This is a genomic window from Myroides albus (genome assembly GCF_024722315.1).
GTDB lineage: Bacteria > Bacteroidota > Bacteroidia > Flavobacteriales > Flavobacteriaceae > Flavobacterium > Flavobacterium album_A.
Window position 1 is genome coordinate 2030130 of the sequence record NZ_CP102754.1, and the last position, 17670, is coordinate 2047799.

10 protein-coding genes are annotated in these 17670 nt (G+C 33.7%); 2 read left to right on the forward strand and 8 right to left on the reverse strand.

Annotated elements, in window-relative coordinates:
* Positions 1-62 precede the first annotated feature (62 nt).
* The gene (locus tag NWE55_RS09360; protein ID WP_155090958.1) at positions 63-2846 is read left to right on the forward strand and encodes a DEAD/DEAH box helicase family protein; all 2784 of its coding nucleotides are present in this window, start codon (positions 63-65) and stop codon (positions 2844-2846) included.
* Positions 2847-2906: 60 nt separating this feature from the next.
* Here the strand turns inward: NWE55_RS09360 and NWE55_RS09365 are convergent, their stop codons facing one another.
* Both NWE55_RS09365 and NWE55_RS09370 read right to left on the reverse strand, forming a co-directional pair.
* Positions 2907-5273, reverse strand: a complete 2367-nt coding sequence (locus tag NWE55_RS09365) for an outer membrane beta-barrel family protein (protein WP_155090957.1) — start codon at positions 5271-5273, stop codon at positions 2907-2909.
* Positions 5274-5622: 349 nt separating this feature from the next.
* Positions 5623-8004 (reverse strand): outer membrane beta-barrel family protein, encoded by a 2382-nt coding sequence (locus NWE55_RS09370; protein ID WP_155090956.1) that lies wholly within the window; start codon positions 8002-8004, stop codon positions 5623-5625.
* A gap of 783 nt (positions 8005-8787) precedes the next feature.
* Between NWE55_RS09370 and NWE55_RS09375 the strand changes: the two genes are divergently transcribed.
* Entirely contained in the window at positions 8788-9072 is a 285-nt protein-coding gene (locus NWE55_RS09375; RefSeq protein WP_155090955.1) for a helix-turn-helix domain-containing protein, read from the forward strand.
* 45 nt (positions 9073-9117) lie between these two features.
* On the opposite strand, the gene NWE55_RS09380 is transcribed toward NWE55_RS09375, so the two are convergent.
* The 6 genes from NWE55_RS09380 to NWE55_RS09405 form a co-directional block, all read right to left on the reverse strand.
* Positions 9118-10119, reverse strand: a complete 1002-nt coding sequence (locus NWE55_RS09380) for a beta-ketoacyl-ACP synthase III (protein ID WP_155090954.1) — start codon at positions 10117-10119, stop codon at positions 9118-9120.
* Positions 10120-10275: 156 nt separating this feature from the next.
* Positions 10276-11172, reverse strand: coding sequence for a helix-turn-helix domain-containing protein (locus tag NWE55_RS09385; protein WP_160339386.1), 897 nt, complete (start codon positions 11170-11172; stop codon positions 10276-10278).
* Between the two features lie 127 nt (positions 11173-11299).
* Positions 11300-14476 carry an efflux RND transporter permease subunit gene (locus tag NWE55_RS09390; RefSeq protein ID WP_155090953.1) on the reverse strand — a complete coding sequence of 1059 codons (3177 nt, stop codon included), beginning with the start codon at positions 14474-14476 and terminating at the stop codon, positions 11300-11302.
* 22 nt (positions 14477-14498) lie between these two features.
* Positions 14499-15560, reverse strand: a complete 1062-nt coding sequence (locus tag NWE55_RS09395) for an efflux RND transporter periplasmic adaptor subunit (RefSeq protein ID WP_155090952.1) — start codon at positions 15558-15560, stop codon at positions 14499-14501.
* A gap of 21 nt (positions 15561-15581) precedes the next feature.
* Entirely contained in the window at positions 15582-16904 is a 1323-nt protein-coding gene (locus tag NWE55_RS09400) for a TolC family protein (RefSeq protein WP_155090951.1), read from the reverse strand.
* Positions 16905-16919: 15 nt separating this feature from the next.
* The gene (locus NWE55_RS09405; protein ID WP_155090950.1) at positions 16920-17519 is read right to left on the reverse strand and encodes a TetR/AcrR family transcriptional regulator; all 600 of its coding nucleotides are present in this window, start codon (positions 17517-17519) and stop codon (positions 16920-16922) included.
* Positions 17520-17670 lie beyond the last annotated feature (151 nt).

Here is a 17670-nt window from a genome sequence, read left to right on the forward strand (position 1 = left end):
TTTTTATTACTTTAGTTTGAAGAATAAATTAAGGCTTACGGCTTAATTAGATAAGATATATTTTGAAAAGGTTTCCTGCAGAAATTCAGTTTAAGTACCCTTGGCGTAGTTATCAACAAAGAGTATTGGATAATTTACAAAAACACTTAACTGATAATAAACTTCATGTGGTAGCACCTCCTGGCTCTGGAAAAACAGTATTAGGGTTAGAGGTGATGCTTCGATTGAATCGTCCAACATTAATATTAGCTCCGACAGTTGCTATTCGAAATCAATGGGTTGATAGATTCTGTGAGTTGTTTTTAAATACAGATCAAGTACCAGATTGGATTTCGTATAGTTTATTCGATCCTAAATTTGTTACTGTATCTACCTATCAAGGACTGTTTGCCTCCTTTAGTAGAATGGAAGAAAGTTCAGAAGACTTAGCTATAGACAATATTGAAGAAGTTAAAGTTAGCAAACGCGATGCATCAAGAATTGTTGCACTTTTAAAGCAATTGGAAGTAAAGACGTTAATAGTAGATGAAGCACACCATTTAAAGAATGAATGGTGGAAAGCACTTAATTATGTCGTCCAGGAGATAAAACCAACTGTTGTCGGTTTAACAGCTACCCCGCCTTATGATGTAACAATAAGTGAATGGTCCAGATATTGTGAACTCAATGGACCTATTGATGAAGAGATATTTGTTCCAGAACTTGTTTTAGCTGGTGATTTATGTCCTCATCAAGATTTTATTTATTTTAATATTCCCAAAAGAGAAGAAAGTAAAACGATATTAGATAATCGAGCAAGGATAAATGAGATATATGAAAAGCTAAAGAGTGATATTACTTTATTAGAGGATATAGAGGGTTTGTCATTTATGCAGAGCCCCAAGGAGTACTTGTATTGGATATATGATAATTTAGAGTTTTATATGGCCTGCGTTATCTATGTGCATCAGTTTCGCAGTGAGATAAATGATGAACATTTGTTGGTCTTAGGTAATAGAACGGCTAAAGTACCTACTTTGAATTATGATTGGATGCAGAAGTTATTGGAATTTTACTGCTTTAAATCAAAGCCTTTTTTTGTGGAAGATGAGCGATATACAGTGGAGGAATATGAGGAAAAAGTAGAGCATATGCTAAATCGACTTAGACGTTATGGTGCAATGAGTAATAAGTTAATCCGTTTCACCAATAGTTTAAAGGAGAATACACTGTTGAGTTCAAGTGTAAATAAGCTCAATAGCATTGTTGATATCGTTGAGTTTGAGAAAGATTGCTTGGGGGCAGATTTACGCATGGTTATCTTAAGTGATTTTATTCGAAAAGAATATCATGTGAGTAGTGAAGTAAACGATGTGGTACATCAGAAATTAGGGGTTGTTCCAATTTTTGAACAAATTAGACGAAGAGTTTCTTCTACAAATCGCCTTGGTGTACTTACTGGATCTTTGATTATCATGCCATTATCTGCTAAAAACAGGTTTACAGAACTACTTCATATTCGCAAGGTAGATGAGGTAATGCTCAAACCATTGATGTATGATGGTAGTTATGTAGAAGTAAGTCTTGTAGATCGTATAAAAAACGATATCATTAGTATTATTACCCGTCTTTTTGAAGAAGGAGAGATTGAAGTTTTAATTGGAACTAAGTCTCTTTTAGGCGAAGGGTGGGATGCCCCAGCTATAAATAGTTTGATCTTGGCAAGTTTTGTAGGTTCTTATGTTTCCTCAAATCAAATGAGAGGGCGTGCAATTAGAGCGCAGAGAGATAATCCTTTAAAGACAGCAAATATTTGGCATTTAGTTACTTTCAATGCTGACCTTGAAGACGGCGGGAGTGATAGGAAAACGCTAATTAGACGATTTAAGAGTTTTGTAGGGGTATCTAACCACGAATGTATTGACGATGTTTTTATTTCAAACGGAACAGCTCGATTAGGTCTATCTCACTCCTTACTTACAGAAGACGATATTAAGGAGCAGAATAGCTTTACCTATACGGTAGCATCAGATAGGAGTAATCTAATGAATCGTTGGCTCTCCGCTACTCAAAAAGGACAAAGATTGGTTCATGCTATAGGAATACCCTTTGCTGTGTACAATAGTTCATTGCAAGTAAATTCAGTAGTATTTGAAAATAGTGAGGATGCTCGAGTTTTTTATACTAATAAAACATTAGCTCATCTAAAGTATTCTTATCGGGTTTTAATATTAGGTACATTAGTCAATTGTATTGCTTTTGCACTTCAGTATTATTTATTTCAACTTTCCTTGTATCATTTGTTGTACTTCGCTTTAGAAGTCATTGTGTTTGCTTATTTCCTAAAAATTAGAGAAAAGAGAAAACGCTATAGTTCGTTAGCAAGGAAGTATGTAGATATTGGTGATGATATTGCTGCCATTGCTAAAGCAGTAACTTTAACATTGGAGCGATATAAGTTGATTCTAACTCCTTTTTCAGAGTTAGATATAGTAGTTAAGAAGAGTAGTAATGGAGGGGTTTCTTGCAGTTTAGAAGGAGGTACCGTTTTAGAAGGGAATTTGTTTAGTGACTGTATACAGGAATTATTTAGCCCTATTGAGAATCCCCGCTATGTGATAGAGCGAAGAACGTTTCTAGCTTTAAAGGGGAATTTTAGGGATTATCACGCTGTTCCTACTTGTTTAGGTGTAAGAAAAGAGATGGTATCTTACTTTTCGCAAAAGTGGTCAGAACTTGTAGGGGAGAATAGAATAATTTTTACCCGAACTGTTATGGGAAGAAGTAAGTTGTTGTCTGCAAGGGTTAATAGCTTATCTAATAAATTAGATAATGAGCCTTTAGTAGATGAAAATATATGGGTATAAAAGATAGGGGAATACTCAAAAGAGCTTCCCCTATTTTTACTAACTAATTTTATAGATGCACTATTGACTTCTACTTTTATCTTCGAAGTTTGCTTCTTGAATTACCTTTTTATTCTTATTGTTTCCAAAGTTATAAGTTGCACTAATGGAAACTCTACGTGAACTCCACTCATTGTAAAAGGTTTGTGTGTTATCTGTATAATACATTGTTCCAGAGCTCTTACCTGTATTGAATATATCCGATAGAGTTAGATTAAGGTTTAGTTTTTTATCTAATAGGTTTAGTTTCATTCCCGTAGACAAAGTTTTATAAGCATTATATCTTGAATTGTCTTCTTTGTTTGGTAGCATATGATACCAGTTTAGAAATACTTTGACTGTTTTTGCCTCGTTTATATTGAATGTGTTTTGGGAGTAGTAGGCAAATGTTGAACCCTGCATTCCTTTTAGTGTTGAATCTTTAGAATAATATGGAGAAGAAAAATAATAGTCAGCCCCTGTGTTAGTTTCCCACCACGGTAGTATTTTATTGCTGTAAGAAATATCAAATCCATAGTTGTCACTATTTAACATATTGTACCATGACTCTGTAAAGTATCCATTTTCAAATACGCTTAATACATCAAAGGAGTTAGATACATGATAGTAGTTTAAAGTTAATGATAGAGCACCATTGAAGATATAGCTTAGTTCATAGTTGTCTGTAAATGAGGGGGCCAAATTCGGGTTACCTGTTGTATAAGAATAGGTATTTCCATAGTATTTAAATGGGTTTAAGATACTTGAATTGGGTCTATTGATTCGCTTAGAGTAGTTAAAACTCAAGGCATGGTCATCACTTGGTGTGTACGTTAGGTAAGCGGTAGGAAACCATTTGTTATAAGATTTGGTAAACTGGCTATTGTCATTTTGTAGTTTGCCTTCAATTTTAGTTTGTTCAAATCTCATTCCAGCTTTTACTTCCCACTTATCACTCAGTTTCTTGCTTAAACTTAGATATGCGGCATAGTTATCTTCACTATAATTGAATTTATTACTTTTTGTAGGGTCATAAACCTTTTGTTCATTTTCGAAGGTATAGAAATACACTTTTGATTTGTTGTCAAAGTTTGTGTATTTAGCACCAGTTTCGAGATTGATCCATTTGAGGTCATAGTTTAAATCTATATTAGCACTCCAAACATTGTAGTTTAGTGCGCTTTGGTTTATCAGTTGATTTAGTATGGCGTTGGTAGCATTGTAATCATTAATGTAATTTGTATTATCAGGTGAGTTGTTAAAGTAGTTCACTCCGAAAGCTAATTTGTTTCCGAGTGTATCCAGTTTTTGGTCATAGAATACATTTAGAGTATGATATGAGGTTGGGTTATCTGTGTAATTTAACGAAGTTAACACTGAGTCATTCATTACTCGGGGTACAGTGAAGTATTCTATTTGTGAGTACTTAGTATAATCATTTTTCGATGAGGTATAATTATACGATGCACCTATTAATGCTAAGTCTGTAACTTGATAGTTTACTGTAAAGTCAACGCTTTTTTGTTTGTACTTGCCCGTTAACTCTCCATTGTTTTCTAATCCATTAGTAACACCTGTATAACTATAGCCATTTTTATTTTTATTTCGCCCATCGTAATTGTTGGCTTTTAACGATAAGTTCCACTTGTTTTTTTGATAGTTAATATTTCCATTCGCTCCAATATTTCTCTTGTTGTTATAGGAAAAACTACTGCCTATTGACCCATATAGACCTTGTCGTCTGTTTTTCTTTAAAACAATATTAATTAGTCCACTATTTCCTGAGGCCTCATATTTGGCTGGAGGAGTAGTTATTACTTCTATTTTTTCTATATCATCTGATCGCAATGTCTTTAAGTAATTAGCTAAGGCCTCTCCGCTTAAATGAACAATCTTTTCATTTATCATTATGGTAACACTGCTTTTACCTACAATAGATATTTTGTCATTTTGCACTTTTATCATTGGAGTATTTGCTAAGGTTTCTATTGCGTCCATCCCTTGAGAAGAGATACTATTTGCTGTATTGAAAACCAATCGATCAACTTTGCGTTCTATTAATTTTTTCTCTGACTTCAGTACAATCTCCTCTAATTGTTTATTGCTTTCAATAAGAATGTCTTTCAACACAAGGTCTTGGTTTAAATCAATTGGTTGACTATTGAGTACTTCACCTAAATAGAGTACTTTCAGGATGTATTTTCCTTTTGCGATATTTTCTAAAGAAAAGGTTCCTGTTTCGGATGAAAAAGACTGTTTTATTAGCTTATCATCATTCTGAATTAGTTGTACCTCCGCATAGTCAAGTGGAGTATGATCTTGTTGTAAGACTCTACCTTTAATTGAATTTTGTGCCCATATTGAGGTGTAGCAGAACAAGGAAAGGAAAATTATTATTAATTTTTTCATAGTTTATTTTTTTGGTGATCGCTATAAAGGTGTTTGTAAAGGAATCGGCTATTTAGTATTCTTTGTTTATATTATTTTATACTTATCAACAGTTATTATTAAACTTATCAACAGTACTTATTTTATTTGTTTATAACTTAATGGTTAATTCGAAATAGGTGTGTTAAGTATGTTTTTTATAATGATAAGTTAGTGATTAATTGGTTTATATTGAATTATTTTATTTTTTTAATTGTTGATAAATAAGGTGGTTATTGTCTGTTATGAGTGTTTTTATGCTTGTTATATCCTTAGTTATCTACAAAGTTATTGACATCATTAAGCAAAAGTTTTTATTACACTTTACTTTCTATTTTCTACTTTTCTCATCAGTATTTCCCCCTTGGTGATCTGTAACTTTGATTTTACTATTTCCAAAGGAATAACTAATACCTATATTGACGTATCTATTATCATAGTTGTTCTTATAAGACTGATTGATCCCATTTGTTTTAGTCGAAACTTTTTGCGTACTCGTATTAAAAATGTCGTTGGCATATATAGATAGATTAAGTTTTTTGTTCATCATGGCATATTTTAGGCCTAAACTCAAGGCGTGAGAAGGGTTGATTGCCCACATATTTTCTCTGATTTTAGGTTGATACCAATAATCCACTTGAGCATTAAGAGTTTTATCTGAATTTAGATATACTGTATTATTAGCTGTAAAATACATTCCACCACCATCTCTTACATCTAAGTTTACATCCTTTAGTAGCTTAGATGTCGAATAGAAGAAGTATCCCCCTATTTGAGATTGTAACCATGGGATTGTATTAAAAGAGTAATTGATATTCGCATTAAATCCTTCAGAGTCGATTATATTTTCTCTTATGTATATCTGCATATTTGTCGATTCTTCTACCATAGGGTATTGTGAGAATCTATCTTTTGTTTTGCTATATGATATCGATGTTGTTAGCTTTCCTTTATAGATATGACTTAACTCAATATTATCTGTGAAAGCGGGAGTTATTTTTGGGTTCCCTCCAGCAACGCTATATTGAGTGATATACCATTTGAATGGGTTTAATTCCCAGAATGCAGGTCGGTATATACGTCTATTGTAGTTAATAGAGAATGAGTTATTGTCATTTAAGTTATAAGTAAGGTAAAGGGTTGGAAATAGTTTCGTGTAATCTTTTTTATTCTCTGTATTGTACACTTTTGAAGTACCTGTAGTTTGTGTGTTTTCTACTCGCATACCTACTTGCATAGATAGCTTGTCATTAAATTCTTTAGAAGCACTGAAGTATGCGGCTTGTGTATTTTCTTGATATTTGAAATTGTCTTTTTGATTGTGATCTTCAATAGCTATGCCTGAAGAAAGGTCAAAGAAATCGGATTTGTTTCTTGTGGTTACAAAGCTCGCTTTTACTCCATATGATAGTTTAAACCATTTTAGCGGTTGTTCCATATCTATCTTTGCGCTGAAGTTGTCAATGATTTGATCTCCACTTGTCGAAGCTATGAACATATTATCAGGAGAGTTATTAACACCCTGTGTTTTTGTGTTGAAAACCCTGTTTTTATAATTGTTGTAGTTGAAGTAATCTACATCCATAGTTAGTTTAGTACCCACAGTATCAATGTTGTGTATTAGGTGTAGATTTGCAGATTGATTGTTGATATCTCCTGTGTTTTTAGCGTTTGTATAGATGTTTTGAATATAGTTATGCACATGGTTATCAACAATAATTTGACCATTATCATCAAACTTAGGATTGCCAATGCTCCCCATATATTGAACTCCTATTGATGTCTTTTCACTGATCTGATAATCAAATTGGAAGTTACCCGATAATCTATCGTTGTTGTTAAAGCGTCTTGACTTTCCGTTCCAAGTTTCGTTCGCATAAAACACTGTTGAGTTTTCTATGACTTGTGACATTCCTTTTGAGCCACTAATATTGGCTTTAAAGGAGATTTTTCCTTGATTATAGCTAAATACGTCACTGAATCTATACGTTGCTTTATGACCAGTAAATACCCCAGTACTTATTTGATTGTTCCACGCATTGGGTTGATTTTCTTTTAGCACAATATTGATTAATCCACTGTTTCCTTCTGCATCATATTTTGCGGGTGGTGTTGTGATTACTTCTATTTTTTTGATGTTGTCAGAGGGGATACTTTTTAAGTATTGCATTAATTCTTCACCTGTAAGCTGTACAAGCTTATCATTTATCATGACACGTACACTGCTCTTTCCTATTAGACTTATGGATTGAGTGTCTACTTTAAGACCAGGTGTTATTTTTAGTAAATCGACAGCATCATTGTTAGTGGCGTGCACTGAATTTTCAATATTGAATACTGTTCGGTCAAGTTTTTTTTCGTAAATCCTCGTAGGAGATTTTATGACAATTTCCTCTAATTGGGTGTCATTCTCGATGACTATAGTACCTAAGTCGATCGAATGATCTACTTCCAAAGTGTTTTCATACTGTTTTAAGCCATTGCTGTAAATCTGAATAGTGTAAGTTCGATCTTTTACATCTTCAATGCTAAAAAGGCCATTTTCAGTTGTATAGGTTTGGTTGATTAAGGCTCCATTTGAATCTAATAGATATATTTCTGCAAAGTCAATCGCTTTGTTACTCTTTGTTTGTAGGTTTCCCTTAATTGAGTTTTGAGCATTTATATTTGCTGTGAAAAATAAAGCAGTGGCCAATAGTAGTGTAGATTTCATATTTGTCTATTCGTTTAATACAGTTAGTCTATACGATTAGTATGCCGCTTTTTATTTGTTTGTTAATTAATTGGATTATAGTGTTTTATGTTTTTGTTTGTTTTGTGTTTTGTTCATTTTCGAACAGTTTTTTTGCGGAAATGGACATGCTTATACAGTGAGTTTAGCTAAGCAGTTATCGTTTGAGAGAAAAATTCACCTTGATCCGTTGTTACACAAAAAGGTATTTAAATGAACTTAATTATTTTGAATAACTTTTTTACTTCCAACTTATTAGGTAGTTTATTTATTATAATTCACGACTGTCGTGTGCTGTTTTAGTAGGGTATTCTATTTTAGAATAGCATCAGTATAGGGTTATCTTTATGTGATTGTTTATATGCATTTCTTTGCAGAATGGTCACAATTATTGCAATGAATGAGAGAAGTTTATTATAAGCTGCGGTGATTGTGCTTTGGGATGCGGTTAAGTGGAATTGTAGACGTAGGGTTATTTTATTTTTAGTGGAAGTAATCTATGAATGAAGGTTAAACTATGTCAGTAGAATGAATTTTGTACTTTCCTTATTCATATTTGTTTTTTTAAGTTGAAAATATTGTGTTTACTAACCTTTTTTAGTAATTATTAAAAGAACTATTAAGAAGCTTTGTGCTATTTTGATAAATAGTGCGTTTAAATGTTGTAATATATTTATTTTTTGGCATTGAATGTTGGGAGAAATGTCTTATTTTTGTAGAAGTAAAAGTAATAGGAAAAATTAGTATTTTTTAGTTTAAGGAAGTATGGAAACAGACAAAATTAAGAGTAGAAGAAAGAGTTTAGGTTTCTCTCAAGAGTATGTTGCTATGAAATTGGGTATTTCACAAAAAGCATATTCTGACATAGAAAGTGGAAAGACTAAGCTAAAGACAGAAGTGTTAAATGAAATTGCCGTAATTCTGGAGATTTCCCCATATTCGGTGTGTCCTATTTCTTGTGACTGTACAAGGGATTTAGAGAGAAAACACAGTGATTTAGTAAGTTATCTTGTAGAAAAAGGTATTGATATTCCAAAAGAATATATGTAAAACAGTAAATAGGGAATAAAAAAGAGGGTGATATCACCCTCTTTTTTATATAGTCCATGTTAGTAAGCTCGCTCCCCAAGAGAAGCCTGCTCCAAATGCAGTTAGTAACAGAGTATCTCCTTTTTGTATTTTATCTCTGTTTTCCCAGATACAAAGTGGAATTGTTGCTGCGATTGTATTTCCGTAATAAGCAATATTGTGTAAGGCTTTGTATTCTTCGAGGTTAATCTCTTTTCCAACAGCATCTATAATTCTTTTATTAGCCTGATGTGGAACTAACCATGAAATATTATCTACTGATAGATTGTTTCGATGAAGTAAATCCATACAAACCTCAGACATTCCTTTTACTGCATTTTTGAATACAACTTTACCATCTTGTTTTAGATAGGTTTTGTTAGTGTCAAATCCATCTATATTAAATGGATAGAGAGATCCTCCACCTTCGATGTTTAAGTATTCTTTTCCAAGTCCATTACTTAACAATAAAGCATCTTGGATTCCTGAAGTCGAATTAGGTTCTAACCATACCACGCCAGCTCCATCGCCAAATAAAATATTGGTGTTTCTGTCTTTTATGTCTACATAGGCACTTATTTTATCGGCTCCTACAACTAAGACGTTTTTGTACCTTCCAGTTTCGATAAGAGATGCTCCCATGTCTAAAGCAAATAAGAAACCTGAGCAAGCAGCATTCATATCGAAGGCCCAAACGTTCTCAATGCCAAGTTTTCCACAAATAATATTAGCTGTTGAAGGCATTGGCATATCTGGTGTTGAGGTGGCAACAATTAGTGCGTCTATTTTACTCTTATCCTTTTTGTAGTTTGTCAAGAGATCTTCGATGGCTTTTACTGCCATATCAGAAGTAGCTAAACCTTGATCTAATATTCTTCTTTCTTTTATTCCTGTTCTTTTGGTAATCCATTCATCCGTTGTATCGGATATTTTTTCTAAATCAGCATTGGTGCGTTTGTTTGTAGGAACATAACCTCCAATTGCCGTGATAGAAGCATATGTGTGTTTGTGAGTAATATTGTTGTTCATTTTTATAGCATCTTTATTTCAAATAACAATAAAAAGAAGTCAAATTTGGGTTGACTTTTTCTCCTCAAAGGTCTATCTTTTTTCTGTTTTTTAAGTAGATAATTAAACGTTTAAATTTGTAAAAAAGACGTTTTTATACCAAGTGCTTCTATAAAATTATGATAAATTTTTGAATTTAGAAGGGGCTATCTTCGTATGCGTTTTAAAGAATTTACTGAACATCGCAACATCTGTAAAATTCAACTCTGATACGATTTCAGTGATTGTTGTTTTGGGATTTCTTAAGAGTACTTTTGCTTCCAAAATAATGGTATCAGATATGAATTGTTTAGGCGTTTTATTTAAAACTTCTACAATTACCTTTGTTAGGTGTTTTCTACTGATATACAATTGATCTGCATAAAATTGTACACTGCGTTCTTTTTTGAAATGTGTTGCGACTAAGTAGATGAATTGCTTTGTTATTTCTTCTTTTCGTATGGGTTTTGGTTTATTTCTTTCAAGTATCGATTTGCCATAAAAATTTCCAATTTCATACATCAGTATTGAAAAGTGATGTAGTACAAGATTTTTTGCAAATAAGTTATCACTAAGGTACCCCAGTTTCTTTAGTTTGTGTAGGTGGTAGTTAACTTCTCTTAAGCAAGCTCGATCAAGTGAGATAACTTTAGGATACTCAGAAGAGAGAAATTGGACCAATGTATCAGCTTTAAGGTGAAAACCTGCTTCTAAAAATAGATCTGAATCTATGAAGGTTGTTTTTACCGCAAATTCTTTAGAAAATTCTTTAATTTCAAAAAACTGATTGGAGAGAACTACTAATAGGTCGTCTTTTTTGATGACACGGGGCTCCAAATTAATGGTAATTTCACATTGACCAGCGGTAACTAAAATAAGGCCGAATGTATTGAATTGATATGGTTTGTTTACAATAAAGTACTGTTTGTATTTTGGCCCAATGTCTAAGACAGCTAAACGTTTATCGGTTAAAACATTCTCGTAGCGTTTAATGATATCTTTATGTGAGTATACTTGTATATGAGATCTTGGCACGGTGACTTTTGTTTAATGGATGGTAAATTTATGAGTTCTCTAATGAATAGTAGTTAACATAGATTAATAAAGAAGTGAAGACATACTTTTTAGGTATGTCTTCACTTTAACCATCAAGGTAAACTGATTATTTGTTTTTCGAAGCAAATTCATCAACGAAGTCTTCATTGAATTCAAAGTCTTCTGTCATTAAAGAGTTGTAGTCAACAATTTCTTTTTTACCAAAGAAATTACTAATCTTATCAAATAGGGAGTAAACTATGGGTACAATCACAAGTGTTAATAAAAGTGATGATAGTAATCCTCCTATAATTACTACAGCTAAACCGTTGTTCATTTCGGCACCCGCTCCTTTTGCCATAGCAATTGGAATCATACCTATAACCATGGCAATTGTCGTCATTAAAATAGGTCTTAAACGCGCGTGGTTTGCTGCTATCAAGGCATCGTGTACACTGTCACCAGCTTTTACCTTTTGGTTTGCAAAGTCTACTAATAGAATCGCATTTTTACATACAAGTCCAATCAACATAATAATTCCCAATATGGTAAATATATTCAATGAAATATTAGTAAGAGCCATCGCTAATAAAGCGCCAATAAAAGATAATGGAACAGAGAAGATTACTATAAAGGGCTTAGAAAAGCTATCATATAAAGCGACCATTACCAAGTAAACTAAGATGATGGCTGCCAATAAGGCAATTCCCAATGTTCCGAAACCTTCTTGTTGATCTTCCATTGTACCTGACCATTGATAATTTACTCCTGCTTTCTTCTCTAATTGGTCAAATTGAGCCGTCCATTCATCTGCAATTTGGCCTGGATCACGACCGATCGTTTGTGATTTAATTGTCACAGAAGGTGTTTTATCCCTGCGCTCTAACACAGACGGCCCCGAACTATAATTAATGTCTGCAAATTGGCTGAGTTTAATATGTTGACCCATTTGATTCGTAAATGAAATCTCCTTTACGTCATCAATTGTTGTTCTTGCATAGTCTTGAAATCTGATATTTATGTCATATTCGTATTCTCCAGCTCTAAACTTACCGTCTGTATTTCCATTAAATGCCGTTTGCATAGTCATACCAACAGTATACATATCTAAACCTAAGGCTGCCATTTTATCTCTGTCTACTTGTACGTTGATTTCAGGACTACCTGTTTCAGCAGTTAATTTTACCTCCATAGCTCCAGGTACTGTTTCCAAGAGTTCTTTTGCTTGAATCGCAAAGTCCATTGCTTCATTCAGCGTTGGGCCAGTTACGGTTAAGGAGATTGGAGCTTCTTCGGCACCAATAATTCCAATAGGTACTGTTTTCACTTTTGCATTTACAACCAAGGGTACAAGTTCGTTTTTAAGCTTGGCAGCATATATAAATGAGTTTTCTTTACGGAGTTTTTTATCTGTAAGGATAACTTGAATTTCGGATTTATACTTTGTCGCTTGAATACCACCGTATCCTTCAGACGATTGCCCTACAGTGGTGATCATATCTACTATCTCTGGCTTGGTGCGCAAGTATTCCTCTACTTCTTGTGTAACCTTATTTGTTTGTTGTACCGAAGCATCTTTGTCTAATTCTAACTGTACAAGGAATTCTCCTTTATCTGTTTTTGGCAAAAATTCGAATCCAATATATCCCATTGGAATTAGGGCGATCGCTGTAAAGAAAGAAATTCCTACGACAATCATCACTATTATTGTATTCTTGAATGATTTTAGCGACCAAACTAATAAATCTGATATCGCATGTGTAAAGGAGTTTAATCCCTTCTCGAAATAGTGAATTACCTTACCAAATATTGTTGTTGGCTTGATGATTTCGATTTTACCATATCTTGAGAATAGCCATGGAACAATTGTAAACGAAACCAATAAGGATAGCATTGTCGCTATAATTACTGTTACACAGAACTGCTTAATAATGTTTGGTACAAGACCTGAAGACATGGCAATAGGTAAGAATACAACTACAATAACAAGTGTTATGGCAGTGACCGTAAATCCAATCTCCTTAGCTCCGTCATAAGATGCTCTTACTTTGTTTTTACCCATTTCCATATGGCGGTGGATATTTTCAATTACCACAATTGCATCGTCAACTAATATTCCTACTACCAAGGACAGTGCTAATAAACTCAGTAGGTTGAGGGAATATCCGAATAAATACAATCCGATGAAGGTCGCAATTAACGAAAGGGGAATAGCAATCATTACTATGACAGCATTTCGTAAACTGTGCAAGAAGAATAGCATTACAAAAGCTACTAAAACAATGGCAAGGAATAAATCAAACATCACTCCATCTGCTGCTTCTAAAGTAAATTCGGAAGTATCATTTGCGACTTTAAATTTTAGATCCTGGTCGCTATAGTTCTTTTGAACTTCATCGATTGTCTCTCTTGTTAGCTCACTGATAGTTACTGCATTAGCGTCCGACTGCTTGATGATTTGCATTAGGATAGTGGACTGTTGGTTGAATCGAGCTATTTTTTCGATCTCTTTTACACCATCCTGTACATCCGCAACGTCTTGAAGTCTAATATCTATTCCTCCTTGTGAAGCTATCACTAAGTTTCGCATTTCTTGGACATCTTTGTATTTTCCAGCCAAGCGAATTAGCGTTTGTTTATCTTGGGATTTGACATTTCCAGTAGGGAAGTCAAGGTTAGACCCTAATACCATCTGTTGTACTGCTGGTACACTTAACCCATAACCTTCAATCTTCTTGGGGTCCAAAAGTACTTGTATTTGTCTTTCTTCTCCTCCTATTAGTTCAACTTTGGCTACACCATTGATACGTGAAAAGATAGGTTGGATCTTTTTATCTAATAAATCGTATAATTCTTTTTCGTTTAATTTACTCGTTACACTTAATGCCATAATGGGTAAATCACTTAAAGAGTACTTCTGTAGTGAAGGCGGATCTACATCTTTGGGTAGATCTTTTAAGATTGCGTTTATTTTTCGCTGCGCATCGTTTAGAGATAAGTCTACATTGGCTTCAGCATTTAAGTAGATCATTATCGTGGATAAACTCTCAAAAGACATTGCCTCAACTTTTTTTACGTTCTCTAATGAGGCTACCGCATCTTCTATTTTTTTCGTTACTGTATTTTCAATTTCAGAAGGTGATGCACCAGGGTAAACTGTTGCAACTGTAATGACATTAACCTCGAATTTGGGAATTAACTCATAACTTAGGTTCTTATAACTGAATATACCTCCTAATAATAGAGCAATAAACATTACTATTATTATGCTGGGGCGTTTTATCGATATTTCTGCTAATTTCATACTTTATCCTCTTTTTAGGATGTTAATTAATGATTGATACAGGACTGTTATCTACTAAGTTGATTTGACCTGACGTTATCACAAGATCACCTTCTTGTATTCCTTCTAATACTTCAACGAAGTCTCCGAAGTTTCTACCCGAAACAACTTTTTTACCTACAGCTTTCTCGTCTTGTACTACGTAGATTAGGTTTGAACTCACACTTCCTACAAAAGCGTTTCTCGGTACCAATAAAATAGGGGTATTGGTGTCTTGGTCTGCTTGAAAGTAAGCAGAACCATACATACCAGCTCTAAGTTTGGCGTTTTTATTGTTTTCTATAATTAAGTCAACTGGGAAGTTCAAGGCAGCATCTGCTTTAGGCGCAATGAAACTAATTTTACCATAAAAGGTATCATTTGGCAATACACTTGCTTTGACTTTGATATTATCGCCTTCCGTTAGATTTGCTACATGGCTCTCATCAACATTTACACGCAATTTTAGTTTGTTTACGTTTACCAGCTCAAATAGCGGAGCACCTGGACCTACAAAAGTACCTTGTTCAATGTGTTTCTTATTTATAATGCCATCTATGGGAGCCTTTACATTAGCGTCATTAGCTGTTATTTTTGCAGAGTTTAAGTTAGCTTCTGCATTTTTTAATACAAGTCGTATTTGATCTAATTGCTGCTGTGTCACTCCTCCTGTTGTAAATGCACTCTCGAATCTCGCAGCATCTGCTTTTGCTGTGGCATATGCAGACTCAGCATTTTGCAATTGGATATTTATTTGATCAGCATTGACTATCGCTAATGTTTGACCTTTTTTTACTCTACTTCCTTCTTCTACTAATATTTTCATGATGCGACCTGGAGTTTCTGCCGAAACCATGACTTCCTGTTCAGGGACAAAGTTTCCATTAGCCTTGTAGTTTGCATCAATCTTCTTTGTCTGTGCTTTTTCTGCTCGAACGGATATAGTAGCACTCTTTTGTGAAACGATTGCTGTCTCTTGATCGTTTTTAGTTTTATTTGTGTTCAATATATATACAATACCTCCAATGATGGTGATAGTGACTAAGGATATTATTATTTTTTTCATTTGAATGTTACGTTGTAGTTTTTAATCGATCAGACTTTTTAATTCTCCTTTTGCTTTAATTAACTGTACTTCTGCAAGTTTATATTCTAATAGGGAATTTGTATAATTGTTCTCAGCTTCTGTGAATGCATTTTCGGCATTTAGAAGGTCAGTAAGGGATGCTAATCCTTGTTTGTAATTATTTTGGATATTGTCTAATATACTTTTGGCTAAAGAGACATTGTCTTTTTGAATATTAATGGTTATCAAAGCGTTTTCCATTGATTTTTGCGCATTCTTAAAAGAGAGATCTAACGCTTGTCTTGTATCTTCTAATTGAACGTCTATTTTTTTCAGTTCAACCTCTACTTGTCTTACTTTAGAGCGTGTCTCAAATCCATTAAACACTGGGATTTTTAGGCTTATTCCTATGACTGCATTACTTGTCCAGTAAACCCCGTCTGTCGGCTTTCCTCCCCAAACAAATTTGTCCCCCAAACCTTGATAACTCATTGTACCAAATGCAGCTAAGGACGGATAATAATCTGCTATTGTTGCTTTCTTTTTATAATGAAGCAAGTCTTTTTGCTTTTCTAATAGTTGAAGTTCAGTTCTCTTTTCGACATTTGGCTCTACAAGAAGGACTGATTCATCAATCTGAAAAGTATCCTCTGCTAAGCTAATCGGTGAGCTCAATTCCATGCCCATAAAGAACTTAAGTGCATTTTGTTGTAGTTCGATCGCATTGACTACTTGCTGTCTTTGTGATTTTAGGTTGCTAAGAGCAACTTTAGTTCGATCTAAGTCTATTTTAGTTGCGAGGCCATTTTTATGTAGATCTTCAATGATGTCTTTAATTCTTGTAGTACTTGCAATTGTTGTTTCTAATGTAGATTGAAGTTCTTTTGATTGAAATACTTGATAATAAGTTGTTGCAACTTTTTCGATTATATCTTCATCAGATAACTCTCTATTGATAATGTAAAATTCCTTTGCTGTACGAGCCGCTTTTAATCCCATGAATACTGCTTGGTTAAACAAGACTTGTGTCACAGTGGCAGATGCTTGTGAATTCCATTTTAAATTAAAGGGAATCATTTGTGTTTGACCACCTAAGGACAATGGCATTTCTTGTATTAAAGGGTTATTTGCTACATTGGCCTCTACATTGAGGTGTGGTAGTGCATTCGCTCTAACTTCTTCGATTTGATATTGACTGTTTTCAATTTCCAATGAAGCTATCTTTGACTCTGCTTTATGTTCTAAGGCGTATTGTATAGCATTTTTTAAACTTAACTCTTTTGTCTGTGCACAAAGAGGAATAGTTAAGCTCGATAGGAGTAGAGTAAGTATGTATCTATACATATTATTGGTGTGATATTAGAGTTCTTTAAATAGTTTGTTGAATATTTTTAGCCCTTTTTCAGTAGCAATACTTTTTATGTGGTATTCTAAGTGCAGTGCATGTACTTCTGAATGGGTGTATTCGGATTCCGGGAAATAGTCTAAGTCTTCGATTGCCACTAAAGAAGCAATGTGGAATCTCGCTACAAAATCAATGTCAATGTCTGAGCGGTAAACTCCTTCTTTGATACCTTTTTCTAAGTTTTTCTCTATCAATTTAACGTATTTCTTTTCGTGAAAGACTTTCTGCTTCTGTGCAAGTTTTGGATAGTACTTCGTTAATTGATAAAAACAACCTGATGAATCAACTAAAAAAATATCATTGATGTCTTTGTGTGCGGCTACAATTTCAGGTATAGCTTCTTGATCCAATTTTAGTGTTGACTCAAGTTGTTGCAGAAACTTGTGGTTAATGTTCGTTAGGCTTTTTTCTATTAGTTCAGGTTTGGATGAATAGTGTTGATAGATCGTTTTTTTTGATATTCCCAACTCAGTTGCTATATCATCCATTGTCACAGTTTTGAATCCTTGTGTCAAAAACATTTGTGTTGCTTTTTCTAATATTTGTTGTTCCATTACTTTTAATTTTTTGAGTAGTCAAAGATAAGTAGGAAACTTTTGTGTAAAAAAAGTTTCCTATCTATTTAAGGAAACTTTAACTTGTTTGTTCGTTTCTTGTTTTTTGTAATCCTTTGTTTTTAAAGGGATGCGTGATTTTTTTACAGGA